The sequence below is a fragment of the Larkinella sp. genome (genome assembly GCF_965227735.1).
In the GTDB taxonomy this organism is placed as follows: Bacteria; Bacteroidota; Bacteroidia; order Cytophagales; family Spirosomataceae; genus Larkinella.
Window position 1 is genome coordinate 6,458,128 of the sequence record NZ_OZ245776.1, and the last position, 25,634, is coordinate 6,483,761.

At 51.1% G+C, this 25,634-nt stretch carries 26 protein-coding genes; 13 read left to right on the forward strand and 13 right to left on the reverse strand.

The genetic code is table 11. The features are described 5' to 3' along the window. Nucleotides 1-27: 27 nt before the first annotated feature. On the reverse strand, nt 28-951 hold the full coding sequence (locus ACO064_RS25235; RefSeq protein ID WP_421829972.1) for a DMT family transporter: 924 nt from the start codon (nt 949-951) through the stop codon (nt 28-30). 268 nt (nt 952-1,219) lie between these two features. On the opposite strand from ACO064_RS25235, the gene ACO064_RS25240 reads away from it, so the two are divergent. Together ACO064_RS25240 and ACO064_RS25245 are read left to right on the forward strand one after the other, a co-directional pair. After that, the gene (locus ACO064_RS25240) at nt 1,220-2,182 is read left to right on the forward strand and encodes a glycosyltransferase (RefSeq protein ID WP_421829973.1); all 963 of its coding nucleotides are present in this window, start codon (nt 1,220-1,222) and stop codon (nt 2,180-2,182) included. Continuing rightward, a complete protein-coding gene (locus tag ACO064_RS25245) occupies nt 2,179-3,000 on the forward strand; it encodes a glycosyltransferase family 2 protein (RefSeq protein WP_421829974.1) in 822 nt (273 codons plus the stop codon). The genes ACO064_RS25240 and ACO064_RS25245 overlap by 4 nt, the downstream gene beginning before the upstream one ends. Nucleotides 3,001-3,013: 13 nt before the next feature. On the opposite strand, the gene dusB is transcribed toward ACO064_RS25245, so the two are convergent. Further along, the gene (gene dusB, locus ACO064_RS25250; RefSeq protein ID WP_114405966.1) at nt 3,014-4,003 is read right to left on the reverse strand and encodes a tRNA dihydrouridine synthase DusB; all 990 of its coding nucleotides are present in this window, start codon (nt 4,001-4,003) and stop codon (nt 3,014-3,016) included. 183 nt (nt 4,004-4,186) lie between these two features. Here dusB and ACO064_RS25255 point away from each other — a divergent pair, with 183 nt between their 5' ends. Further along, entirely contained in the window at nt 4,187-5,143 is a 957-nt protein-coding gene (locus ACO064_RS25255) for a CPBP family intramembrane glutamic endopeptidase (protein ID WP_421829975.1), read from the forward strand. Next, complete coding sequence (locus tag ACO064_RS25260; RefSeq protein ID WP_114405964.1) at nt 5,136-5,345, forward strand: DUF2007 domain-containing protein; 210 nt, start codon at nt 5,136-5,138, stop codon at nt 5,343-5,345. Before ACO064_RS25255 ends, ACO064_RS25260 begins: the two co-directional genes overlap by 8 nt. 53 nt (nt 5,346-5,398) lie before the next feature. On the opposite strand, the gene ACO064_RS25265 is transcribed toward ACO064_RS25260, so the two are convergent. Beyond that, a complete protein-coding gene (locus ACO064_RS25265) occupies nt 5,399-5,929 on the reverse strand; it encodes a hypothetical protein (protein WP_421829976.1) in 531 nt (176 codons plus the stop codon). Nucleotides 5,930-6,095: 166 nt separating this feature from the next. On the opposite strand from ACO064_RS25265, the gene ACO064_RS25270 reads away from it, so the two are divergent. Continuing rightward, nucleotides 6,096-6,929: a phosphatidate cytidylyltransferase gene (locus tag ACO064_RS25270; protein ID WP_421829977.1), complete on the forward strand. Its 834-nt coding sequence runs from the start codon at nt 6,096-6,098 to the stop codon at nt 6,927-6,929. Between the two features lie 91 nt (nt 6,930-7,020). Beyond that, nucleotides 7,021-7,752, forward strand: coding sequence for a carboxypeptidase-like regulatory domain-containing protein (locus ACO064_RS25275; protein ID WP_421829978.1), 732 nt, complete (start codon nt 7,021-7,023; stop codon nt 7,750-7,752). 124 nt (nt 7,753-7,876) lie between these two features. On the opposite strand, the gene ACO064_RS25280 is transcribed toward ACO064_RS25275, so the two are convergent. Continuing rightward, nucleotides 7,877-8,656, reverse strand: coding sequence for a UDP-2,3-diacylglucosamine diphosphatase (locus tag ACO064_RS25280; RefSeq protein WP_421829979.1), 780 nt, complete (start codon nt 8,654-8,656; stop codon nt 7,877-7,879). Nucleotides 8,657-8,768: 112 nt separating this feature from the next. On the opposite strand from ACO064_RS25280, the gene ACO064_RS25285 reads away from it, so the two are divergent. Continuing rightward, complete coding sequence (locus tag ACO064_RS25285) at nt 8,769-9,545, forward strand: hypothetical protein (RefSeq protein ID WP_421829980.1); 777 nt, start codon at nt 8,769-8,771, stop codon at nt 9,543-9,545. 95 nt (nt 9,546-9,640) lie between these two features. Here the strand turns inward: ACO064_RS25285 and ftsH are convergent, their stop codons facing one another. Further along, nucleotides 9,641-11,671, reverse strand: coding sequence for an ATP-dependent zinc metalloprotease FtsH (gene ftsH, locus ACO064_RS25290; RefSeq protein ID WP_421829981.1), 2,031 nt, complete (start codon nt 11,669-11,671; stop codon nt 9,641-9,643). A gap of 167 nt (nt 11,672-11,838) precedes the next feature. Beyond that, nucleotides 11,839-12,222 (reverse strand): ribosome silencing factor, encoded by a 384-nt coding sequence (gene rsfS / locus ACO064_RS25295; protein WP_114405957.1) that lies wholly within the window; start codon nt 12,220-12,222, stop codon nt 11,839-11,841. 104 nt (nt 12,223-12,326) lie between these two features. Here rsfS and ACO064_RS25300 point away from each other — a divergent pair, with 104 nt between their 5' ends. Continuing rightward, a complete protein-coding gene (locus ACO064_RS25300; RefSeq protein ID WP_421829982.1) occupies nt 12,327-13,100 on the forward strand; it encodes a biotin--[acetyl-CoA-carboxylase] ligase in 774 nt (257 codons plus the stop codon). A 71-nt stretch (nt 13,101-13,171) separates the two neighbouring features. On the opposite strand, the gene ACO064_RS25305 is transcribed toward ACO064_RS25300, so the two are convergent. Both ACO064_RS25305 and pgeF read right to left on the reverse strand, forming a co-directional pair. Further along, nucleotides 13,172-13,429: a GlsB/YeaQ/YmgE family stress response membrane protein gene (locus ACO064_RS25305; protein ID WP_114406033.1), complete on the reverse strand. Its 258-nt coding sequence runs from the start codon at nt 13,427-13,429 to the stop codon at nt 13,172-13,174. An 80-nt stretch (nt 13,430-13,509) separates the two neighbouring features. Further along, nucleotides 13,510-14,274: a peptidoglycan editing factor PgeF gene (gene pgeF, locus ACO064_RS25310; protein ID WP_421829983.1), complete on the reverse strand. Its 765-nt coding sequence runs from the start codon at nt 14,272-14,274 to the stop codon at nt 13,510-13,512. Between the two features lie 318 nt (nt 14,275-14,592). Between pgeF and ACO064_RS25315 the strand changes: the two genes are divergently transcribed. Then, on the forward strand, nt 14,593-14,979 hold the full coding sequence (locus tag ACO064_RS25315; RefSeq protein WP_421829984.1) for a T9SS type A sorting domain-containing protein: 387 nt from the start codon (nt 14,593-14,595) through the stop codon (nt 14,977-14,979). Between the two features lie 60 nt (nt 14,980-15,039). On the opposite strand, the gene ACO064_RS25320 is transcribed toward ACO064_RS25315, so the two are convergent. Together ACO064_RS25320 and radA are read right to left on the reverse strand one after the other, a co-directional pair. Continuing rightward, the gene (locus tag ACO064_RS25320) at nt 15,040-15,888 is read right to left on the reverse strand and encodes a sugar phosphate isomerase/epimerase family protein (protein WP_421829985.1); all 849 of its coding nucleotides are present in this window, start codon (nt 15,886-15,888) and stop codon (nt 15,040-15,042) included. Nucleotides 15,889-16,035: 147 nt separating this feature from the next. After that, a complete protein-coding gene (gene radA / locus ACO064_RS25325; RefSeq protein ID WP_421829986.1) occupies nt 16,036-17,412 on the reverse strand; it encodes a DNA repair protein RadA in 1,377 nt (458 codons plus the stop codon). Between the two features lie 197 nt (nt 17,413-17,609). Between radA and ACO064_RS25330 the strand changes: the two genes are divergently transcribed. Further along, a complete protein-coding gene (locus ACO064_RS25330) occupies nt 17,610-18,302 on the forward strand; it encodes a porin family protein (protein ID WP_421829987.1) in 693 nt (230 codons plus the stop codon). A gap of 230 nt (nt 18,303-18,532) precedes the next feature. On the opposite strand, the gene ACO064_RS25335 is transcribed toward ACO064_RS25330, so the two are convergent. Both ACO064_RS25335 and ACO064_RS25340 read right to left on the reverse strand, forming a co-directional pair. Beyond that, nucleotides 18,533-18,946, reverse strand: a complete 414-nt coding sequence (locus ACO064_RS25335; protein ID WP_170315687.1) for a LytR/AlgR family response regulator transcription factor — start codon at nt 18,944-18,946, stop codon at nt 18,533-18,535. A gap of 255 nt (nt 18,947-19,201) precedes the next feature. Then, complete coding sequence (locus tag ACO064_RS25340; RefSeq protein WP_114405948.1) at nt 19,202-19,633, reverse strand: LytR/AlgR family response regulator transcription factor; 432 nt, start codon at nt 19,631-19,633, stop codon at nt 19,202-19,204. Between the two features lie 215 nt (nt 19,634-19,848). Between ACO064_RS25340 and pheS the strand changes: the two genes are divergently transcribed. The 3 genes from pheS (at nt 19,849) to ACO064_RS25355 (ending at nt 23,478) form a co-directional block, all read left to right on the forward strand. Further along, nucleotides 19,849-20,901 carry a phenylalanine--tRNA ligase subunit alpha gene (gene pheS / locus ACO064_RS25345; RefSeq protein ID WP_421829988.1) on the forward strand — a complete coding sequence of 351 codons (1,053 nt, stop codon included), beginning with the start codon at nt 19,849-19,851 and terminating at the stop codon, nt 20,899-20,901. A gap of 268 nt (nt 20,902-21,169) precedes the next feature. Beyond that, entirely contained in the window at nt 21,170-22,447 is a 1,278-nt protein-coding gene (locus ACO064_RS25350; RefSeq protein ID WP_421829989.1) for a DUF937 domain-containing protein, read from the forward strand. A gap of 113 nt (nt 22,448-22,560) precedes the next feature. Then, nucleotides 22,561-23,478, forward strand: a complete 918-nt coding sequence (locus tag ACO064_RS25355; protein ID WP_421829990.1) for a tryptophan-rich sensory protein — start codon at nt 22,561-22,563, stop codon at nt 23,476-23,478. Between the two features lie 92 nt (nt 23,479-23,570). On the opposite strand, the gene ACO064_RS25360 is transcribed toward ACO064_RS25355, so the two are convergent. Next, entirely contained in the window at nt 23,571-25,445 is a 1,875-nt protein-coding gene (locus ACO064_RS25360; RefSeq protein WP_421829991.1) for a heparinase II/III domain-containing protein, read from the reverse strand. Nucleotides 25,446-25,634: the final 189 nt, after the last annotated feature.

Here is a 25,634-nt window from a genome sequence, read left to right on the forward strand (position 1 = left end):
GGAAGGAATTAAGAATTGGGCTAACGCTCACTTTTTATTGATCAAATATACACCCAACAGGCAAATTCCCATACCGGCAACCTGCGGCCAGTGAAGCGGTTCGCCGTCGAAAAGCCCCCAAAGCACGGCTACTACCGGAATGAGGTAGGTTACGGTGGAAGCAAAAACGCCGGAAGTTAACTGAATAATCCGATTAAATAGGATGGTAGCAAAACCGGAACCGACCATGCCGAGCGTCAGCAGCATCAACAAAGCGGGCGTTGACCCCGGAGCCGCCACCCGCGTCGGGAAGTCGGTGGTGGCCAGCCCGAGCAGGGCAATGGGACCCACCATGGCAAAGGTCGAAGCGGTCGACAGCAGGGCGGGCAAGTCACTCAGATACCGGGAAACAATGTTGATGTTGAAACCGTAACAAAGCGTGGCCAGGACAATCAGAAATGCGTAGCCATTGAAGGAAAAGGAACCCGTTGCGCTGAAAAACACCAGAAATACCGATCCGGCAAACCCCAGCAGAATACCGCCGACCTGCAGGAGTTTGGCCCGTCCGCGAAACAGAATGACCCCGATCAAAAACGTAAACAGCGGGCTGAGGGCGTTTAGTGTGCCGGCCAGTGAACTGTTCAGGTGCGCACCGGCGGTGGCAAACAGAACGGCGGGAATCAGGTAGCCGAGCATACCCGAACCCAGCAACGGTAGCCAGCGGCTCCGCGGAAATTTTTTTCCCAGCATGACCAGATACGGCAGAAAAAACAGGAAAGCCAGGAAAATCCGCCCCGTTCCGACCTGCATCGGCGAGAAAACACCCAGACTATGTTTAATCAGAATAAAGGAAGTTCCCCAGATCAGGGCAACCAGGATGAGTAACAGCCAGGCCAAAAGCCGACGATTGGAGGGAGTCGTGGGAATGGGGGTACTGGCGGAAGGTGAACCCTCGGTAAATGGTTTCGTCATAGTCTAAAAACCACCATTCAAGGCCATTTGGTTCTGCCTGATGGTAAAAAGTTGAGTAGGTAATTGATTGAAAAAGAAACCATTATGGATTAATTCAGTTTATTTCAAAATACCGCTTACCAGTATGCCGCAACGCTGTTCAACTATTTCGCGTAGTAGAATGCAACGCTACTTGACTGATTCCTGTCCTGAACGGTAGTGCCCCGTCTCTAAAAAAATCGTGAACCCGGTAACATGAAGCTACCAACCTCTCTAGCTTGGATTGGGTATGAAACTGTCGGTTATTATTCTGAATTATAACTCTAGTGGCTACACGCTGGACTGTGTCAATTCCATTCGGAAATATACACAGCTTGCTGATTATGAGATTGTTGTTGTTGATAATGGTTCGCAGGAAGTCGATTTTGACCGATTGTATTCCCTGACTCAGCAACCCTTTCTGAAAGTGATCCGGAGCCGGGTCAATCTCGGTTTTTCGGGCGGGCTACTGCTGGGCTTGCAGGTGGTCGATCCATCGTCAACTTATTATTTCTTTCTGAACAACGATTGCCAATTGCTCGACGATGTTTGCAGCCGCCTGTATGCGTTCATGGAAGACCACAAAGCGGTGGGCGTTTGCACCGGGCAGGCTGTCAACCGCGCCGATGAACATGAACCATCGTTCAATTATTACCCCTCGCTGAGTGGAAACCTGCTGGGCCACGGCTTGATGCGATGGTTTCAACCGGCGGATTACCTGCCTCGTCGTCAGAAATACCAGCAACCGGTTCCGGTTCCGGTGGTGACAGGCAGTGCGCTTTTTGTTCGGGCCACGGCGTTCTGGCAGGTGGGCGGTTTTGATCCGGCGTATTTCCTGTATTGCGAAGAAGAAGATTTGTGTCGGCGGTTGCGGCAACGGGAGTGGAAGGCGATGCTGATTCCGGATGTCCGGTTTCGGCACCTGGGGGGCGGGAGTACCCGGCGGAATCTGCTGATTGAAAAAGAATACTACATTTCTCTTTTCTATTATTTCCGTAAAAACGAGAGTGCCCTGAAACAGCTCCTGCTTCAGCTTTCTTATACGCTGAAAGTAGGCCGGAAGGCTTTTCGGAGTACGCATTTTGCGCAACTGGCCTGGTTCATTCTGCGGGGAGCGCCTGGGCGGGAGAGCCTTCGGTATCGCCAGGGACTACCGGTTATCGCCAGCCAAATCACGGATCATCAGCCAACCTCTTCACTGCTATTCCAATGAAAATTCCGATCAAAGCCCCCCTTTCCGTAGTCATCATTACCCTGAACGCCGAAAGAACGTTGAAACAGGCGCTGGAGTCGGTTGTGGAGTGGGTAGATGAGGTTATTGTGGTCGATTCGGGCAGCACTGATGCTACCCTGACCATCGCCAGCGATTTTAATTGCCGGGTTACCTACCACAAGTTCAACGGTTTTGGACCACAGAAGCAATATGCGATCGATCAGGCCAAAAACGACTGGGTGCTGTTGCTCGACGCCGATGAAATCGTGACGGAGCAGCTTGCCAACGAGATAGCCGCCTTGTTTGTCGGTCGGCCGATCCATGCGGGGTATACGCTGCCGCGTAACCTGATTTTCCTGGGCCGGGTATTGCGGCACAGCGGCCAGAACCGCCAGCCGGTGTTGCGGCTGTTCAACCGGCACTACGGTCGCATGACGCCCGTTCCTGTTCATGAGTCTGTTCAGGTGGAAGGTTCCATGGGTCAGCTCTCGGGAGTCCTGATTCACTACAGCTACGGATCATTGCACGATTATGTGCTGAAAATGAACCACTATACGACGCTCAGTGCCGAAGAAATGGCTCTAAGGCATAAAAAGGCCAATATCCCCCTTCAGGGCTTGCGTTTCCTGTTTACGTTTCTGAAAATCTATTTTTTCAAAGGCGGACTACTCGACGGTTACCCCGGTTTTGTGTGGGCGTTGTTGTCGGCGGTTTATCCGGTAATCAAATATTCAAAATTGCAGGAACTGCACGATAAAGACGAAAAGCCCAAGACAAAACCGGTTCTGGCTTTTGACCAGGCGCCCGGATTTCGTTAAAACCGACAAAACGTCAGACCGTTTCGACCTCATATACGTCCGTAATTTCGTCCAGAATACCGGCAATTTCTCCATAGGTATCCGCCTGCACGAGCCGGAGCCGGAACGGTTTGAAATTTTCGAGCCCCTTGAAATAATTGGTATAGTGCCGGCGCATTTCGAAAATGCCGGTTTTTTCCCCTTTCCAGCGAATCGAGAAGTCGAGGTGCTGCTTGCAAATGGCCACCCGGTCGGCAAGGGTTGGAGCCGCCAGGTGTTCGCCGGTTCGGAGGAAGTGCTTGATTTCGTTAAAGATCCAGGGGTAGCCAATGCTGGCCCGGCCAATCATGATGCCGTCGACGCCGTACTGATTTTTATACGCCAGGGCTTTTTCGGGGCTATCGATGTCGCCGTTGCCGAAAATCGGAATCGTAATGCGGGGGTTTTCTTTCACCCGCCCAATCAGCGTCCAGTCGGCCTCACCCTTGTACATTTGCACCCGGGTCCGGCCGTGAACCGTAAGCGCCTGGATGCCAATATCCTGCAGCCGTTCGGCCACTTCCATGATGTTCCGGGTGTTGTCGTCCCAGCCCAGGCGGGTTTTCACCGTGACGGGCAAGTGGGTGGCTTTCACGACGGCTTCGGTCATTTTTACCATCTTCGGAATATCCTGCAATAAAGCCGCCCCGGCACCCCGACACGCTACGTTTTTGACCGGACAACCGTAATTGATGTCGATCAGATCCGGGTTGGCGCGGCTGGCAATTTCGGCGCAGGCCCGCATCGTTTCGATATCTGACCCGAACAACTGAATTCCAATTGGACGTTCATATTCAAAAATATCCAGTTTCCGGACGCTTTTGGCCGCGTCGCGAATGAGTCCTTCCGACGAAATGAACTCCGTATACATCAAATCCGCCCCATTGGCCTTGCAAACCGCCCGGAACGGCGGATCGCTGACATCCTCCATGGGAGCCAGCAGCAGGGGAAAGTCGCCCAGTTCGATTGTGCCAATTTTAACCATATACCGCTAACAATGCGTTTTCGAAAGATGTTCGCCAACCCGTCATGATTTCAGATGCACACCAGTCAGGTTTTCAAAACCTGACTGGTGTGCATCTGAAATCATGACGGTGTGAGCCAATTCCATAAAAAACCGTGTCGGTTTTGAATTCCTGACCAGTTTGGGCGTAAATTTACAGCAATTATGGAAGACTTCCGCCTGACGCCTTCGTCCAATCCCCCCCTGCATCCGTTTCGTAGCCTGTTGGTTCTGCTGGGGTTTGTTTTGCTGGGCATGTCTCTGGGCGGTTTACTGGCCGGGGTATTCCTTACGGCCTGGGCATCGGCCAGCGGCAACACGTCCGTTACGGATATTACCGGTATTTTGACGAATCCCGCCGATTATCCGGGGAGCTGGCATTTGCTGATGCTGATTCAGGCGGTGAGCCACCTGTGTTCGTTTCTGCTTCCCTGCGTGTTGTACCTCCGCTGGATCGAGCGCAAATCGTGGGCGGAGTTCAATGCCCGGCCGCTGACGGCTGTGCAATCCATGGGTTTGGTGGCCCTGCTAACCATCACCTTCATGCCGTTCAACGGGCTGATCATCGAGTGGAACCAAAACCTTGATTTTCCGGACAGTCTGGCCGGGTTGGAACAGTGGATGAAACAGAAGGAAGACCAGATTTCGGGCCTGACGACCTTCCTGACCGATTTTAGCTCCCCCCTCGATCTGGTGATTGCGTTGGTAGTGATTGGCATCATCCCCGGTATTGGTGAAGAAGTGTTGTTCCGGGGCATGGTACAGCGAAAACTGGCCCAGTGGACGGGAAACGTACACATTGCGATCTGGGTCTCAGCCCTGATTTTCAGCGCGATTCACGTCCAGTTTTACGGTTTTGTGCCGCGTGCCTTGCTGGGTGCGTTGTTTGGATATGTGTACGTCTGGTCGGGCAACATATGGGTTCCCATCCTGGCACATGCGGTAAACAACGGGTTTACGGTCTTAATGGTATGGTTGCATCACCGGCAGATGATTTCGGTCGATATTGAAAATACGAATTCGGTTCCTTTGACCGGCGCGTTAATTTCACTACTTTTAACCATAGGTTTTTTAGCCTTTTTTCGAAAAACGAATCAATCGTCGTCTCAACCTTATGTCTGATCAGTGGGAGAAAGTACTGGTGACACCTACCACCTACCGCGCCGAACTGGCAAAAGTGTTGTTAGCCGAACACGAAATCAATGCCGTCGTTGTCAACAAAAAGGATAGTAATTATCTCCTGGGAAATTGCGAAGTGTATGTGCAAACCGAGGATGCGGCCATGGCAAAGATTTACCTGATTTCGGCCGATTTGGAATATTGAAAAGCGAATGACCAATTACCCGGACCGGCGCAAACCTGTTCGTGATTGGTCATTTATTTTTTGTCGTCATTTTTTTTCGCGTACGAAATGACGGTATAGATGCCCTCTTTGGGTTTGCCGGACATTTCGAGAGTCACCACGGTGCGGGCGGTTTCCCAGATGCTCGAACGACTCAGATGACTCAGTAGAACGGCATCGCCGTAGCGCTCGGGACGGTTTTTATACAGAGGATAGTTCCACGACCAGTAGTCTCCGGAAGGAGGTCCATAGCGATCCGACAAGGTTTTGACTAGGGTTTGATACTCGTCCCAATGCTGTTGGGCGCGGACATGACGATCGGTGAAAATGTACAGGGCTCCGGCGAGTTGATCGTTGACGAAGGCGAACTTCACCGAAGCCGGGAAGTTATAAAACCAACGCTGCCGGTAGTGAAGCGTCGTGTCCGTCATCCGATACGGAACCGTCTGTTCAACCGCCTGAACCTCTTTGCGGCTCATGCCCCAATGCAATGAGCGCAGGTCGTTTTCGGGTTGCAGAGTGTTTCCTGTCAATTGAAAAAACAGGCATAGCAGGACGAGGAGCATACAGGGCGGGGTCGGTGAGTAGAACGCTGGCGAATCCTACTCTAATGATTGAGAACTGTAAATAAAGTTAAAAATAGACGGAAAGAGAAACCAGAGTAGGAGCGAGGTGTTCGTATTTTGTTATTTTCGCCGGATAAACCACCCTGATTTGTAGTTAACTTTCTACATGAAAGAACGTTTAAATCGGATGACGAATCTGCAACAGCGCGTAATTGCTGCGGCTGTCGGTGTCATCATTATCTTATTTGGAATCTGGTATAGTGACTGGACGTTTGCGTTGTTGTTCTGTGCCATCAGTGCGTTGACGCAACTGGAGTTTTACAAATTACTGGGTCTCGATGGCAACCAACCATTGACGTATTATGGTACGGCGGTAGGGTGTTTGATTTGTATATTGACGTATCTGATTGAAAAACAGGTTGTTGATTACGATACCTACTTTCTGATCTGTCCGGCAGCATCCATGATTTTTTTAATCAAATTGTATAAAAAGCGGGATTTGAAACCGTTTACCAATATTGGGTTTACCTTTCTGGGACTGATTTACGTTGCCGTTCCGTTCGCACTGCTGAATGTGCTGGCATTGCGGGGCGGCACCTACCATCCGGGTTTGATGCTAGGCTGTCTGGTGTTGTTGTGGGCGAGCGATATTGGGGCGTATTTTGCCGGGACAAAATTTGGCCGGCGGAAATTATTTGAACGCGTTTCGCCCAAAAAATCGTGGGAAGGAGCGGTTGGCGGAGCCCTGGCGGCTGCGGTTATCGCCTTTTTTCTGACTATTTTTGTCGATGATCTGCGGCCGTGGGAGTGGTACTGTGTGGGTGCCATCATTGTGGTAACGGGAACCTACGGAGATCTGGTCGAGTCGCTGTTCAAGCGTAGTATTGCCATCAAGGATTCCGGCTCCACGATTCCGGGTCATGGCGGTTTTTTAGACCGGTTCGACGGGTTGCTGCTGGCAGCGCCGTTTATTATTACTTTTTTGAAACTGTTTGCGTGACACTGACGCGGGTTGGCACAGCCAATGCCCTGTCAGGGAAACCCTAAACCTGGACCATGCGCCGTTGAGACCGGCGTTTTACGATTGAGACATGAAGACTTCATTCATACAACTTGTTGCTATTCTGACCCTGGCGTCGGGATTGATGCTGACCACCACCCACACCGCGCGGGCGCAGGGGCAGGAAAAACTGATCATGTTTACCGGGATTATTACGGCCGGGAAAACGTCGGAGCCGTTGCCGGAAGCCTACATCTCCATCCCGCGTGCGGGTCGGGGCGTGTTGTCCAACAGCATCGGGTATTTTGCTATCCCGGTTTTGCCGGGCGACAGCATCGTGTTTAGTTACCTGGGTTTCAAGAAACAGTACCACATTATTCCACGTCGGCTAACGGAGCAGTCGTATTCGGCGGTGGTGGCGATGCAGGAAGATGTGCAGATGCTGACCGAAGTGAAAGTCTATCCGTATCCAACGGAAGAACTCTTCAAACAGGCTTTTGTCAACCTGAAATTGCCGGATGAAAAAGAACGGGAAAACATGGCACGCAACCTCAGTGCCGAATCGATGCAGCGACTGGCGGCTCTAACGCCCATGAGTGCCGCCGGCAATTACCGGTATTACCTAAACCAGCAGTGGTTTGGCCGGGAATCGGTAACGGGTCGTTCTCAAATGACCACGATTCCTTTCCTGAATCCGTTTGCCTGGGCGAGTTTCATCAAGTCGGTTAAAAACGGTGATTTGAAGAAAAAAGACTTCCGGCAGGAACTCAACGCCACCCCGCCGGAAGGCTTGTCCCGGCAGGATATTCTGAAGAATAATTAAGGTTTACGATTTTCGGTTTACAGTTTTCGGTGAGCCGTCGTCACAGTGGCTAACGCCTTCAACATTCGATATTCGTTGTTCGATATTCAATATTGCGTAAATAGGCTAAACCGTATACCGTTAACTACTTCTCCTCAAACTTCAATAGTTTTGTCGTTTGTCCGTCAAATCGGGCGTAGGTGTTGAGGTTGATCCATTCTCCCAGATTGATGTAGCGGCTGTTTTCGGTCACTTTCAGATCCAGCGACAGATGGCGATGGCCGAAAATGTAGTAATCGTGGTGTTGCCGGGTCTCCATTTCCTTGCAATATTGCCAGAGCCATTCCTGTTCATTGCCCCTGAAAACATCGGTTTTATGCTGCTCGGCGGCTTTGCGCTTCCGTGACCAGCCATTGCCGAAAAGCACCCCGATATCGGGATGAAGCCAGCGGAAAAACCACCGGGCCAGCCCATTCTCAAATATTTTTTTGAGCTGCTTATACTTGAAATCGCCGGGACCCAGGCCATCGCCGTGACCGACCAGGAAGTGTTGATCGCCAATCTGGTACGATTTCGGTAACCGGTAAACCGGAATCCCCATCTCTTCGGTAAAATAGTCTGCCATCCACATATCATGATTTCCGGAGAAGAGTTTGAGCTTGATACCGGCGTCCGACAATTCGGCCAGTTTCCCTTGAAGACGGGTGAAACCTTTGGGAATCACGTGTCTGTATTCAAACCAGAAATCAAAGACGTCACCGACCAGAAAAATGGCTTCGGCATCGTTGCTGACCAGGTCGAGCCAGCGGATAACGCGTCGTTCCCGCTCGCGGCTAACAGTGGGCGTAGGCATTCCTAAATGAAAGTCGGAAGCAAAGTAAACGGCTCGGTCCGGAGGGAGCGGTAGGAGTTCAATCGATGGCATGAATATTTTTTCAGGAATACAAAGGTAACACATTGCGTGTTTACCTCCGAAACTCGGATATTGCATTCTCAACGACGAAACCGTCGATTAACCCACAGTTTGCAGAGATGATATGAAAAAACGGTTTATTGCCTTGGTCGGTTTGGTCGGATTTATGGGCGTAGGAAAGGAGGGAGGTCAACCGGTAGAGGCTCAGTCGCCCCTGGCGATGGTAGCAGTAACAAAAAATCCACCCGCGGTGGTCGAGAAGTTGGTTTTTGATCGGGTGTTGGTGTATGAACAAACGGATTACAACGGTTCAGTGGTGCGGTATCAGGTGTTATTAAACTCCAAAACCGGCCAGTTCGGTTTCGACCGGAAACTGGCGAATCTGAGTTTTCCGGGGGTGGTAGGTGGCTATACGTTCGTGACGGGTCAGCCTGATGGCAGCTACCGGGTTTACGTGGCCGATAAGTATGAAGGCAAAATTATCATGCGTTACAACGTTGGCAGCGCCTATTATGCCCCCAATCGGGCCGCTGCTTGCCGGAATCGTTTTCAGAAGCGGTATCACCCGACCGGTCGGGAAGGGAGTCAATATGGCCTGACAGCGGCCGAATACAAGGCGAGTCTGGGCCGTTCGGACACCGAGTGGCTGTGGGTTGCCGAGGTGCCATTTAATTCCTATCCGCTGTATTTGTTCAACGAACTGGCGCTGGAAGCCAAACTTCCGGATGCCCACAGCATCAATTTCTCGTCGTCGCTGGCACCCAACGAATTGCTGGTTCAGTCCAAGAAAGAATACTACTCGGAAAAGGTGAATGGAAAACCGGCCACCAGTACCTTGAAACTTATTTTTTTCGGCCCGGCCAACCACTCCTTCGATGTAACGGGGTATAAATTCAAATAATGATCTGAAGGAGCCGATGCTTTTGGACTGTCAGATATGCAAAAAGCCGACACATGTGTCGGCTTTTTGCATAGGCTAAGCATTACTCGTGGCTCTTACGACAAGGCTGGCAGATCCGGCGTTGGCAACGGTTTTGTTTCTTCCGGTTTACTATCCGTACCAATTACTTCTTCAACCACTTCGCTGTTATTCTTGTAAGCCTGGTAGGTTGTTTCTTTCTGGAAAGGACGTTTGCCCAGAATCCGGACGAGGTCTTTCTGGAACAGAATTTCTTTCTCCAGCAACTCTTTCGCTACGGCTTCCAGACCGGCCCGGTTTTCAGCCAGCAGAGCTTTCGTCCGGGAATAAGCCTGATCGATGATCTTGCGAACTTCGTCGTCGATGGCTTCGGCGGTTGCTTCAGAATACGGTTTGTTGAACTGGTATTCGCTCTGTTTCGAATCGTAAAACGAAACATTACCAATTTTGTCATTCATCCCGTACATGGTCACCATGCTGTAGGCCAGCTTCGTGATCCGTTCGAGGTCACTGAGGGCGCCGGTAGAAATCTTACCGAAGACGTTATCCTCCGCTGCCCGACCACCGAGCGTCATACACATCTCGTCGATGAGCTGTTCCGTGCGGTACAGATACTGTTCGCGGGGCAGATACTGCGCATAACCCAGTGCGGCCACGCCACGCGGAACAATCGTGACCTTCACCAGCGGATCGGCGTGTTCGAGGAACCAGCCAGTCACGGCGTGACCGGCTTCGTGGTAGGCAACAATCTCCTTTTCCTCCGGTGCAATCAGTTTGTTTTTCTTTTCCAAACCGCCAATGACGCGATCCATCGCATACTGGAAGTCCTGCATATCGACCGATTCTTTGTTCCGGCGGGCGGCAATCAGCGCGGCTTCGTTACAAACGTTGGCAATATCGGCCCCCGCAAAACCCGGGGTTTGAGCCGCCAGCTCCCGCGGATCGACGTCGGTATCCAGTTTAATGGGCTTCAGGTGGACTTTGAAAATCGCTTCCCGGCCAACAATGTCCGGTTTATCGATGCTGATCTGGCGGTCGAACCGGCCGGGACGCAGCAGTGCCGAATCCAGTACATCGGGGCGGTTGGTAGCGGCCAGAATAATGATTCCGGAGTCGGTCGCAAAACCGTCCATCTCAACCAGCAGCGAGTTCAGCGTGTTTTCGCGTTCGTCGTTCGCACCGGGCATCGAACCCCGGCCACGTGACCGGCCAACGGCGTCAATTTCGTCGATGAAGATGATACAGGGCGCTTTTTCTTTGGCTTGTTTAAACAAGTCACGAACCCTGGCGGCACCGACACCGACAAACATTTCGACAAAGTCGGAACCCGACAGCGAGAAGAAAGGCACACCGGCTTCACCCGCTACGGCTTTCGCCAGCAGGGTTTTACCCGTACCCGGAGGGCCAACCAGCAGAGCTCCTTTCGGAATTTTAGCCCCGAGTTTGGTGAACTTTGTAGGGTTTTTCAGGTAATCGACAATCTCCTTGATTTCTTCCTTGGCTTCGTCCAGACCTGCCACGTCGTTAAACGTGATCTTTACCCGGTTTTCAGCATCAAACAAAGCGGCTTTTGATTTTCCGATATTGAAGATCTGACCGCCCGGCCCGGCCCCGCCCGACATCCGGCCCAGCAGAAAATACATGGCCAGAATCATGACGATGAAGAAGCCCCAGGTTTGCAGAAAACCACTCCAGTCGCTCCGCTGTTCGATTTTGTAGTCGATCTTTTCGTTATCGGGAATACCTTCCTGAATACGGTCCAGGTCTTTTTTGAACGACTCGGCCGACGATACCCGGAAACTAAAATGCGGTCCGGATTCGGAGTTAAAATACGATTTGTCCTGAAATTGCGTCCGGTATTTTTGTTGCAGGGCCTGTTGGGTCAGGGTAATTTCTACAACCTCATTGTTCACAATGACTACCTTTTCAACTTCCTTATTCTTAACCATCTTTTCAAATCCGCGGATGGTCGTCTCCCGGACGGCACTGCTGCGGTTGAAAAAGGTTATCCCGAGGATCGCTGCAATCAGGATCGCTACAATCCAGCCCTGGAAGTTTGGCCGACGGGGAGTTCTGGGTGAAAGTGGATTTCTATTATTATCAGGCATTTTTGCAACAGAATTACGGCTAAATACACAAAAAAGGAAACACCATTTGACAATGGATTGTTTCTACTGGGTTTGGGATTCGATAAACGGGGAGTAACCGGGGTAGATGGTTGTATGAGCGGATAAACACTCGTTCAGTTACCTGCTTCCGGGTAAGGCCGTTTCGATCAGGCAAAGGTTTCTTCCACCAGGTGGATTTCAGCGTCACCCCAAAGTTGCTCGAGGTCATAGAAAACCCGGCGTTCTTTTTTGAAAACATGAACGACAACATCCACATAATCGAGCAGAATCCATTCCCGATTCATTTTGCCTTCCTCATGCCAGGGATTGATTTTGCTGGCTTTGAATACTTCTTCTTCAACGGAGTCGGCGATGGCGTCAATCTGCGTGTCGGATGTTCCGGAACAGATGACGAAGTAGTCAGAAATGGCATTTTTAACGTCGCGAAGATCCATGACAACAATGTCAACGGCCTTCTTTTCCTGCATCCCCTTCACGACGAGTTTGCACAATTCTTCGGATGATAAGTCCTTCGGTTTATTTATTCTCATGCTACTGGTTTAAATTGCAAAGACCGAAACCAGCGGGTACGTTTACTAAATACTAGATTTTGTACCATAATTTCGGTATTCATCCAACTAAATGTATTAAAAATTTGTACAAGTTTCGACCCAAAACCCTTTTTATTGGACAAAAAATTAATTATCTGCCAACTTGTCAGTCTACGAACGATGTTGCAGCCGAATTAATCACGTCCGAAACCGCTTTGGATGGAACCGTCGTCATAACCGGCAACCAAACCGCCGGAAGAGGGCAGCGCGGAAATCAGTGGGAAGCCCAGCCCAACCAGAACCTGACCTTTTCGGTTCTTCTACAACCCACATTTCTGCAGGCTTCAGAACAGTTCTGGCTGAACATTGCCGTTTCACTGGGAATCAGCGACTGGCTGAGCACCTACGTGGGCGACCGGCTGAAAATCAAGTGGCCTAACGATCTCTACGTTCTACAGCGTAAAATTGGTGGAATATTAATTGAAAACACGCTGTATGGCTATACAATTGCGTGGTCGGTAGTTGGAATTGGATTAAACATCAACCAAACCCGCTTTCAAACGCCCACCGCGACCTCCCTCAGCAATGAAACACCAAACGACCTGGATTTCGTTCTGCCGGAACTGTTTCCGGCTTTACTGGAGTCGCTTGAGCGCCGGTATCTGGCCTTACGGGCCGGTCAACGCGATGTATTGAAAACGAATTACCTCCAGCGATTATTCCGCTATCAAGAAGAAAGCATCTTTAAAGCCGATGGAGAGCATTTTCGGGGAATCATCGTCGGCGTCGAAGAAACGGGTCGGCTGGCCATTCAGATAGGTGAAAAGCTTCGGAGTTTTGCTTTTAAGGAGGTGGAGTTTGTGATTGATGGAAACTGAATGTTGAATATCGAACAACGAATGTTGAATATCGAATAAAGAACGTCGAGTATCGAAGCACAGGGAGCAGGTTAGGTGGTTTTGCGGGAACCTTTGATGAGGGCCGCGATGCCCAGGATGATAACGGCACCCACAAAAGCAGTCAAAACCCGGTCGAGAACACCACCAGCTCCCGTTGCGAAGGTGTTTCCGAAAATCCAGCCACCGACAAAGGCACCGGCAATGCCTAACAAAATTTCGGTGAATAAAGAGAACGAGAAGCGTTTAAAAAGAAGATCGGCCAGCCAGCCGGCAATGGCTCCAACCAGAATAGTCATCAATAGTCCCATGGCGTTCAAAACGTTTAGTTTGTAGGCAATAGAACTCAGGCTGAGTCGGTTTGTTTTACAAACTTCGCCGGAAACAGCGGTTATTCTGCCGGACGGAAACCAATCACTGCCACCATACGCCCCGTATTGCCCTTTTCAATCCGGTAGGAAAAGAAATCCTGATTGTGGGTGACCGTCGAATAGGGCGAAACGCCAATCTGGCTGGCCGGAATACCGGCGTTGATCAGTTGAGCCACATTGGCCGCTTTTAAGTCGATCAAAAACTTCCGACGTTCAGTATCAAACGCTTTGTGGGCTTCGTCAAAGTGTTCGGCGACCTCATCTCCAACCTCAAATGAGTCCTGGTCGATGCACGTGCCGACGTAGGCGAAACACTGAGCGGGTTGAGAGCCAAACTGGTCGTGCAGGGCCTGAACGGTTTTCTCAACGATTCGGGCCACTGTGCCGCGCCAACCGGCGTGGATAGCCGCCACGGCTTGCTGTCCGGTATCGTAAATCAAAATGGGTGTACAGTCGGCCACCGTAACCGTCAGAAAATGATGGGGCAGATTGGTGATCAACGCATCGTATCCCTCAAACCGCCCTGCGTGCTGAACCGTCAGAATCCGGTCGCCATGAACCTGGTGCGAAGAGGCCACCTGTTCCGGGTTAATGCCGATACTGGAAAAAAAGCGACGGCGGTTTTCCTCAACGTGTTCGGGCAAGTCGGTGGTATTCAAACCGACATTGAGGGAGGAGAAGGGAAAAGGGCTGATGCCGCCGTGGCGGGTGCTTTCGGCGGCAATAACCGATTGAAAAGGCTGAAATACCGCTGGAATTTGATGAAGTGATTCAAACGCAATCATTCGACGTATTCGGTTATAACAAATTCTGTACTATCGATTTTTGGGTCATTAAAATTTTGAAATAATCCGCTGAATTGCCCTCATTTATTCGTGGAAACTGGCATAATTCAAAATTAAATTAATTGTAACTTATTGATAGTCTGAATGTTATCTGTATCTTTTGTCGGTTGCCGTTCGATCGTTCATCCAGAAAACAAACCGTTTGTCGGGGTGCATCAACCGCTGGCGTACTATCTGTCGGTTGGTACGACCGGGAGCCGCTATATTTGAATCGTCAAACAGACAGAAACAACAACTAAGAACAACTTTAAACACACCATGAAAACGTTCATTTCTTCCGTACTCGTCGCGCTGGCCGTAAGCGCATCAACCGTAACTTTTGCAAACGCTGACAACGAAAAAGTGGCTGGCACCTACCAGGTGGGCTTGTACCCCTCCGCTCAGAATGCCAAGGTCAACGTAATGGTTGCCAAAGAAAAAGGATCTTCACTGAACGTACAACTGCTGGATGGCAGTGGTGCGGTTCTGGCTACCCAGCAACTGGACAAGAACGAAACGACCACCCGCACCCGGTTTGACCTGAGTCAACTGGAAGACGGAAAATATAAAGTGGTCGTAACGGACGGGACTTCTAAAATTGTGAAAGAAGTTAACCTCCAAACCAAAACACCGGTTCAACCTGAGCGCTCTGTTTCTCTGCGCTGATAATCCGGCATTTCCACACTAAAAAAGAGCCCCAATCGCAAGATGGGGGCTCTTTTTGGTTTATTTCGATTTGCTGTAGGCACTTCGAAAGTATTTTACACTTTCGGCAATTTCGGGGCCGTTGTTTTCCCAGTGGTATTCATACTCGACGGAGATCGGGCCTTTGAACTTTTGGCGTTTGAGCTCTGCAATCACGGCATCTACCTTGCAATCGCCGGTTCCCCAAATCACATCGTGGTATTTGCCGTCGGGTGTATCTTTCTTGACATCTTTGAAGTGCATCCCCAGAATGTGGCCCTGCAACTTTTTCAGACAGTCGACGGGGTCCAGACCCGAACGCACCCAGTGGCCGATGTCGGCGCAGGAACCCACGTATTTGCTCGTGCCAATCACGGCTAAAACCGAGTCGGGATGCCAGTAATGCGACGGTTTGGGGTGATTGTGAAGGGCTACATTGATTTTGTACTCGTCGGCCAACCGACCAATGTACGGCATCTGCTCCACTTTGGGTTCGGTATTGATGTTCAGAACACCCATGTCTTTGGCAAATTCGAACAGTGATTTCCAATCGGCTTCCGTCGGCGCATTGACCACACCAAAGGCAACAATGGTCAATCCTTTGTCTTTCACCAGCTTTTTAACGGCCTGGCGCGTTGCCGCATCCATTTTGTAATCCATTTTGCCTTCGATGCCGCCCCCAATGGTCTGGCCCGGAAAAGCCTCCACATATTTCAAACCGCAGCTATCAATCTTGCGGATGGCTTCGGCAAAGGTAAACAGGCGGAAGGAATACGACTGGGAGCCAAGCTTCCAGCCAGCTTTGTCTTCAGGATTGCGTTGAGCAAACGAGGTGAGAGTACTGAGAGCCAGAAGGCCGACTGCCAGCATACAATGTTTCATGCGGTTCATTCGATACGGATTTAGTAGATCGGAGCAAAAGTAAAGAAAAACGGTGGTTGGATGGTTAAATGGTTAAGGATGGTTTTGATGGTTAGAATTGTTGACAAACCGTTCAACCATCTTTAACCATTCAGCCATCCAACCATCGAAAACCATTCAACCCATCAAAACGCCCTGAAAAACTTCGTCCAGTTTGCTGACGGGTTTGATTTTGATTTTGTAACTGTCAAAATCCAGCCCTTTTATGTTGTATTTTGAAATAAAGATCTGCTTGAAACCCAGTTTTTCGGCTTCCGAAATGCGGGATTCGACGCGGTGAACGGCGCGCACTTCACCCCCCAGACCCACTTCGGCCGCAAACGCTACCGACGACGGGATGGCAATATCCTCGTAACTCGAAACGATGGCGGCACAAACCGACAGATCGATCGCCGGATCTTCCACTTTGAGTCCACCCGCCACATTCAGGAAGACGTCTTGCTGGCCCAGGCGAAAACCGCCCCGCTTTTCGAGAACCGCCAGCAACATCTGCAACCGTTTGTTGTCGAAACCGGTGCTGCTCCGTTGGGGCGTTCCGTAGTTGGCGATGCTTACCAGGGCCTGAATTTCAATCAGTAACGGGCGGTTGCCTTCCACCATCGAGCCGATGGCAATGCCGCTGAGGGCTTCGTCGCGCTGCGAAATCAGAATTTCGGAGGGGTTGGTAACCTGCCGCAGACCCGTTCCCTGCATTTCGTAGATGCCCAGTTCGGAGGTGCTGCCAAAGCGGTTTTTGGTTGTCCGCAGAAGCCGGTAGGTCGTGTGCCGGTCGCCTTCGAAGGTCAAAACCGTATCCACCATGTGTTCCAGTACTTTGGGGCCTGCCAGCGAACCGTCTTTGGTGATGTGACCCACCAAAAACACCGGTGTGCCGCTTTCTTTGGCATATTTCATGAATTCGGCAGTGCACTCGCGAACCTGCGAAACACTGCCCGCTCCCGACTCGACCAGCGACGAGTGCATGGTCTGGATGGAGTCGATGATGAGCACTTCCGGCTCAAAGTGTTCGACGGTTCGGAAAATATTCTGCGTCGAGGTTTCGGTCATGATGTAGCAGTCGCTGACCGGAACCGGCAGTCGCTCGGCGCGCATTTTGATCTGCTGCTCACTTTCTTCGCCCGATACGTATAAGACCCGCGTGTCGTTCAAACCGAGCGCGATCTGTAGAAGCAGGGTCGATTTGCCGATGCCCGGTTCGCCACCAATCAGCACCAGCGATCCCGGAACGATACCGCCCCCGAGCACCCGGTTTAGCTCGTCATCGGGCGTCAGCGTCCGCTCCTGCTCTTCGTAATTGATCGCGTGGATGGCTTTCGGCTTGGCGGCTGTTTTGGTTGTTGCGGAGGGGCGCCAGTTGCCGGCCACGGGTTCTTCCTTCGTAATCACCTCTTCCACAAAGGTATTCCACTCGCCACAAGCCGGGCAGCGACCCAGCCATTTGGGTGCCTGGGTACCACAATTCTGACAGAAAAAAGTTGTTTTTGTTTTTGCCATTAAACCTTTGGTTACAATTGCACTTCTAAGCAGGGTGCTGTGACAGAATAGGGGGAAAAGGCCTGTTACGTGTCCTGTTTGAAATTCGCTTCTGCAAAGAACGCGACGCGCTCGTTCAGTAACAATATACTAAAAAAAACTGGTTTGGCATAGCACATTTGCCGTCGTTCTCGTTATTCACTCAAACATCTCTTCAAATGAAAAAAATCCTGTTTTTGGGACTGGTTATGATCCTGCCCTCCCTGACGTTTGCCCAATTTAGTATTGGTATCAAGGGCGGGGTAAACCTGTCCCAGTTCACCATGGGCGACTTTGTGACTACGCGCCTGAATGCCAACGGCACCCCCCAGGTGAATGTCAGCGGTCAGGTCATTCGCGATAATTTGAAAGAAAGTTTCGACAGCAAAACCGGCTGGGTTTACGGAATCTACACCCGGTTTGGGAAAAACATTTACATCCAGCCCGAACTACTGGTGTCGTCAAAAGGCGGCTCATTCAACATTGTGCGCGACATCAACGGGCAACCGACGACGGAGACGGTTTCGATCAAAACCACCAACTTTGACGTGCCGATTTTATTGGGCTTAAAAGGCGGTCCGATCCGGGTTGTGGCGGGGCCGATCGTATCGTTCCGCATCAGTGATGATCAGAAATTGCGTGACGCGCTGGAAGATTACACGTCGGGTAGTCTGAACAACGCGCTGGCCAAAGCGACGTACGGTTATCAGGTTGGGCTTGGCCTGGATCTGGGCCGGTTTGGGATCGACGTCCGGCGGGAAGGTAGTCTGTCGGATGTTGCCTCCGTGAATCTGGGGGGAGATGCCAATTCGGCTCAATTCAGCCAGCGACTGAAATCGTGGCAGGTAACCCTGGCGATGCGGCTTTTCTAATTCAGGTGTATCAGATTATTTCACGGCGTAGTGGTCTTTTAAAGAACCGCTACGCTTTTTTATTGACGATTGCGCCGGTTCTGTTCACTGAGCCGAGGATCAATTGGGGACAAAAACCGGTAGGGGATAAAAAAACATGCCGTTGTCCCGTCCCGAAGGAGCCGACAACGGCTGTTCTGCTCAACTAACCCAAAATAAACCGTAATAAGTATTGTCTGTATGGAAAGCAATCAGTTGAATAACGATTGCATGAAACCGTTCAACCGCTGGCTGATTTCCTTCATCCGGCGCCGGGAGATGGCTACTTCCTGGCCATCGGTCAACCGAACGATGCGCTCGGTGGCGAAAACGCTGAACTGAACGTAAGCCAGGTTGATGATCGTCGATTTATGAATCCGCAGAAACATCGACTGATCGAGCATATGTTCGAACGCTTTCAGGGTTTTGGAAACCAGATACCGCTTTTTGTCGCGCGTCGTGATGAACGTATAATTACCTTCTCCGTGCAGACTAACAATGTCATCCACCGAGATCATGATATTGCGATTCAGGTAAGGCAGCGCAATGCGGGTAGCGTTACGCTGATACATCCGGGGAAACAACGGTTGCAGTGTCGTGGAGGAGGGATATGCGAGCGATTCCATAGCGATTGACGATTAGAGTTTTGTTTATGTTTTTTGTTGTTACTGACATGACAAAACTAGCTCAAATTGCCGTTCACTAAAAAGGAAGGCTTGACATTTAGCGACTTGCCTGTGTAGGTAAGTGGTTAAATGTCAAGCCTTTATCTTGTAGAATGGGCGGTTACATTCCGTATATCCCCTTGACCGATTACGTATTTCTACGTAGTGACGGTTTGCGTATACTACACATAACCTGCGGGAATTTAACGGTCTGAATTACCGTACAATACCCGGTGAAAAATTGCGGATTCGATCCATGAAGTTCTGAGCCCGGCGCCGGGAAATTTTTACCTGTTGTCCGTCATTCAATTCCAGTTCACCTTCTTTTTTGACGTAGAAACGGCGAACATAACAAAGGTTTACGATACAGGATTTATGAACCCGTACAAACGCTTCGCCATCCAGGAGGTCTTCGTATTCTTTTAAGGTCCGCGATACCAACATGCGGGTACCATCTTTCAGGAAGAAATTCGTGTAATTGCCGGAACCCTCCAGACGGACAATTTCTTCGAGTGAGATGGTCCGTTTACGATCGTAAAAAGGAATGAGAAGTTTTTGGGCGACTGAGGGGGTGGACTTTTTTTCCACACTTTTGGGGAATTTTGTGGACACTTGGTCGAAAAGATTTTCCTTCAGGATGGATTCCATAATTGATCGAGTAAGATTGTGTAACTAAGAATTGTGCTGATTTTGAACAGGTTATCTCTGATTGTGCGGTATTTTAAATGATGTACCCCATTCGCCTGTTGTCAATACTCTGCCCAACAACCGTACCGCGACAGGTGATGAACGGTCAAGATCTATTTTTAACGGTGCACGGAAAATGGTTATCTTTGCCACAACCCGGATAGAATACAAAGCGCATGCTGGATAAAGTCAAAGAAATTTATCAGGAGATTGAACTCGTTCAAATTCAATCCAAGGATCAGTTGGAACAATTTCGTCTTCGGTATATCGGGCGGAAAGGCGTTGTGACGGATCTGTTTGAAAAGTTAAAGCAGGTACCGCAGGAAGACCGGCGGGCCGTCGGTCAGGAATTAAATTCGCTGAAAGATTTTGCCCAGCAGCGGTTTAAAGAGTTCAGCACATCGCTGGAGAACAGCCAGACCGACGACGTAACCGCCCCCGCCGACCTGAGCCTCCCGGTGGTTCCGAATCAGTATGGTACCCAGCACCCGCTCATGATTGTACGTCAGCAAATCATCCGCATTTTTGGCCGGATCGGTTTCAGTGTGGCGGACGGCCCCGAAATCGAAACCGACTGGTATAACTTCGGCGCGCTGAACTTTCCGGATAATCACCCGGCCCGTGACATGCAGGATACGTTTTTCGTGGAACAGAAGAGCAGTGGTGCTCCCGCCGACCTGTTGTTGCGGACGCACACGTCGAACGTGCAGATCCGGTTGATGGAACACCAGAAATACAATACGACCTTTCAGCCCATCCGCGCCATCATGCCGGGGCGCGTGTATCGCAACGAAGCCATTTCGGCGCGGGCGCACTGTATGTTTCACCAGGTCGAAGGTTTATACGTCGATAAGAACGTCGGATTCAAGGATCTGAAGGATACACTCTACCATTTTGTGAAGGAGATGTTTGCCAAAGACGTAAAGATACGTTTCCGGCCTTCCTATTTTCCGTTCACCGAACCCAGCGCGGAAATCGACATTTCGTGCCAGATCTGCCACGGAAAAGGTTGCAACATTTGCAAACACAGCGGCTGGGTCGAAATCGCCGGTTCGGGCATGGTCGATCCGAACGTGCTGCTGAATTGTGGCATCGATCCGGAAGAATATACCGGGTATGCGTTCGGGATGGGTGTCGAGCGCATTACGCAACTTCGCTACGGAGTGAACGACCTGCGGCTGTATACCGAAAACGATGTCCGGTTTCTCCGGCAGTTTCAGGGGGCCTGAACGGGTGGGAGGATGCTGTAAAAGAAAAGAGGGATAAAGGGTTTGGCGGCTTCTACCTTCAAATTTCTTTTCTCCTATTTATTACCTCTTTTCTCTTACTTCGATCCTCTCACTTCTTTTTTTTGTCTAAAATGCAGCCCGGATTTTCACTTCCCGCTTCTGGCTTCTTTTTTTTGTCTAACTTTATCCTTCATATTGTATTCGTCAGCCTTGTGTATGCGGATGTGGTCTTTGTGTTGATGTGTTAGTTCCCATACAGTATCTCTTTATGAATTTATTAGCCGAACTGAAAGAAAACCTGACTGATCCGGTTGTTTCCCGGGCGGCCTATTACGTTGATGAAAATCCGGAAAAAACCCGGGTCGCTCTGGAAGGGCTGATTCATACCGTAGTAGCGGGCCTGATGAAACGGACAACGACCGAAATCGGGGTTAATCAATTATATAATGCCATTCAAAAAGGAAAGTTCGACGCCAATCTCGTCGCTACCTTTCCCGAACTCCTCCGCGACCCTGAGCAGATTAACCGGCTGGCCGATCAGGGCAGCAACAGCATCAGCCACCTGTTGCCCGCGATGAAAAGTGCCATTGGACTGGCCATCTCGGGCTATGCCAACATCAAGAATTCGGCGGCTATTACCCTGCTGGGGTTGGTAACGCCCCTGGTGCTGGGAACGCTGAATAAACTGGTGGTGGAAAAAAAGCTGGACGCCGATAGCCTGGCCGCCCTGCTCGCCGATCAGCGCGATCACCTGATTGAACTGACACCCGAACGGCTGCTCGACCGGATTGCCGAAGGCTTGAATATCCAGCAACTGCTGGCGGTGGGTGTTACGCCCGCCAAACGAACCGGTATGGCCGAACGTTCTCCCGTTCAGGAGCGTCAGCGGTTTGCGCCCGAACCCGAAGAAGAAGGCAACGGCTCGCTCGTAAAATGGGGTGTTGGGGCGTTGGCATTGCTGGCGCTGGCGGGTGCCGCGTATTACATCTGGAACAACACGCAGTCGTATTCATCGGCCAACGAAGAAGAAGCAACCTCCACCGAATTCGTGGATTCGGCCGCCATCGCACCGGTCGATTCCGCCAAAATTCGTCCGGCTCTTGCCGCCCGAACCGATTCGACAACCCTGCCCGGTTCCGGAACGGTAACCAGCCCCATCATGACCGCCATGGCGAATTACCTGACCAATCCGCAGGCACCGGCGGGACGGAGTTTTAGAGTGCCGGCCCTGGATTTCGAACCGGGGACCGATCAGCTAAAACCGGCCGGAGTCGCCACCGTCGGCGAACTGTCGACCTTGTTGAAAAATAATCCGGTTGTGCAAATTCGGCTGGTAGGGTACGCTAACGACGCCGTTCCGCCGATGGGCAACAAAGCCCTGTCTGTGACGCGGGTGTTGAACATCAAGAACCAACTGATCAAATCGGGCATCAATTACATCCGGATCGATGCCATTGGCCTCGGAACCGGCGTCAAACCGGGCGATTCCACCGCCATCGGCAAACCGCGCCTGAAGCAGATTGATGTGAAGGTGGTTATTAAATAAGCGGAAAATTTTCCAACATCTCCCGCTTCTGATTGTTAGCAAACCAGAGGCCGGTTTCTGATTGAATAGCGTCAGCGATCGGCAGCAGTCCTATGGTTTAACGATCAGACGGTATGAAAAACAATTCATGGTTATGGCGCCTGGGAACCGCCGTTCTGGTGGTTGGTAGTATTCTCTACACAGCAACCGCCAACCGACCGGCAACGTCGGCAACCAAAAGAAAAGATGACGAGGAGCCCGATGCGGTTTTGCCCGAATACCGGCAGGTTTTCGATGCCAACCCAATCATTCCCGATGGATGGACGTTCGGCGTCGTCTGGTCGACCATCTACGCCGGCACAGCGGCCTATGTTGTTCATCAGGCTTTTCCTTCCCAGCTATACAACCGCCGGTATCGGAATGCGGCTCCCTGGCTGGCCATCAGTTATGTGCTGAATGCGGTTTTCGGGCGGTTATTCTCCGACCCGCGTGTGGAGAGCATGATTGGCTCCGATCTGGTTACGAAAGCCAGCTTGCCGGTGGCACTGACCCTCCACCACCAACTCGAAATTGGCAAGACCAAAGTCAAAAGCCCGGAGAAGTACCTGCGAATTCCGTTTAGCCTGTATGCGGGCTGGCTTACCACAGCCTCGGTCGTTGGCACCCCGAATCTGTTGTTGAACCTGAAAATCTGGAAGCCAGACCCCCGTCGCGATACGCCCGTGTTCATCGGCGTGCTGGGGGCCACCACCGCTGTGGCGTATAGCGTTGCCCGGAAGCTCAATGATCCCTGGTATCTGTTGCCTTTCGTGGCGGGTTTGGCCGGTATTTCCACGAAACAGTACGGAAAAAATAACGCCGTTGCGCTCTCGGCCGCAGCGTTCTCGATGGTTCTCACGGGTGTTCTGGTCAAGTGGTTACCACGCGGAAAGTTTGAACCCCTGCAACGCAGGATGGAAGACATCGACGTCGTTCGGGAGTCAGAAGTACTTTGGTTAGACGATGAGGATTCAAACGAAGAAGCCGAATCGTTTTCGTATACGTCGATTTAGTTTACGGTTTACAGTTTACGGTTTACGGTTTACGGTGGCTGACGCGTGCTTCATGCGTCAGCCACCGTAAACCGTAAACCGAATACCGTAAACTATTCTTTCGGCCACTTCTCCAGTGCCTGAACTTTCGAACCGGCAGTTTTGACGGCTTTTTCGGGGATGAGCAAAACCGTCAGGGCGGTTTTTGAACTGGCGGGAACCTGCACTTCGAAACCGACCCGAATGGTGCCGGGGTTGGCCGCGTCGTAGTCGTGGACTGGCTCGGTCGACCAGGTTTTTAACACCATTTTTGCCGGTTCGCGCACCTCCAGAATTAGCTTTTTCCCGTCTTTGGTCAGTTCGGCTTTGTTCTTTCCGAGCAGTTTGACGTCGGCCGGGGTCAGCATCGTCCAGCGAACAGTCGTTTCGGCGGCCGGGGTTTCGAGTTCATCCCGAACTACGACGTAGGCTTTGTTGACCAGCGCAACCCCCCGTGTGGCTTTGGACAAACCGCCTTTGTAAAGGTCTTTCAGATCCATCACTGCGTTCATGAAGAGGGGTGTTTTGGAGAGCGATGTGATGGGGGCTTTCTCAAAAACGCGCTGCATTTCGTTGTTGACCGTCAGCGTATTGTGTACGAAGTTGTTGTAGCGGAACACCTGCCAGCGTTGCGAGTCCTGCGCCCGGTTCCACAAATCCACGCCTTTCGACTCCAGCGATTCGTAATCCTGCATCCCGAAATCCATCGCCCATCGCACCCCGTCGGCTTCCATGATGAACGAGCCGACATCCATGTGGGCGTGGCTGTTGGAAGGACTGCCGCCTTTGACACCGACATAGATTGCTGCGGGGTCGCTCCACGACGTGCGCATCATGGCCACCGGGTTTTTCCCGTTTCCGCTCCACATCAATTCTTTGGGCTCGGCCATGGAAGAAATCTTGATACCGCCACTCCAGAGCATGGTGGCAGGCAGCAAACGATCCCTGACCAGCTTTTTCGGGTCTTCGTTCATCAGGTTATTCCGTTCGACCCACAGCAGCGAGGGATCTTTCAGGCGGTTGGCAAACCAGAACATCGCCGGTTCCAGTCCCCCACCCAATCCCGAATCGGAATAATTATAGGCATCGCCGGATGGCCCCGTCATGTTTTGCAGATAAGCCGCCGTTTTCAGAAAACCGGGCTGGGCCACCAATCCGAAATCTTTGCCGAAGGCTTTCTCCAGGGCGCTGATCAACATAACGTTAAAGCTCGTTCCGTAACCCCAGTAGCTGTAGCCTTCGGGATAGGCCCCATCCGGAATGTAGTCGGCCATGGGCAACACCACCGCATCGACCGCCCGGTTGACGATGCTCTTGGCCAGTTCCGGCTGTTCTTCAAAAATAGCGAGTGCGCCATACACCATGCCGGCGTTGCAAACTTGGTTCCAGTTGTTGCTCGACTTGAGCCAGCTATTGTATTTGGGATTTAAGGACGGTTCAATGCCCTTTTTTAAGATCGCGTCTTTGATGCGGGCGCGGGATTGTTCGGACAAACCGTAGTACAGCCAATCGTAACCAATCGCCACCGCCATCGTCATTTCGCCGACATCCAGAAAGTGCGACGGATTCCAGTCGCTGAAAGCCGAAATGGCGAGCAGTTCTTTCTCCGCCCGTCGCAGGTAATTTTCCTGCTGGGTCATCCGCCAGGCGTAGGACAGGTAAAAAATCCGGCGCAGTCCTTCCCGCGATTTACCGAGCAACCGCCGACCGATCTGAATCCGTTCTATGGGGGCTTCGTTCAGCAACGCATCGCACTCAGCCAGGATGACATTGTGCATTTTCTCCCAGGTTTTGTCGGAACCGATGGTTTGTTTGATCGGCTCTTCTTCGCCCTTCAGCAGCAGAATCCGCGGGTGATTGGGCAGGGAAGCCTGCGTTCCAATGTGGTCGGTTTGAGCCATTGCTGAAATGGAGATTAGCAGGGAGATAGCAAGGAAAGCGGTTTTCATGGGCTGAATTTGAATTAGATTTCGTTTGCAATCCAATAAGCGTCAGGTAAGGTCGAGTTTACCCATCCGGATACCACCCAATCAAAAATTACTTTTTCTAATATAATTTAGTAGCTTTCCAAAGTTTTAAACTTTGTGTAAAAAGTACATATTCACCGAATCTAACAACCCCGGCGATAACCGTCCGAA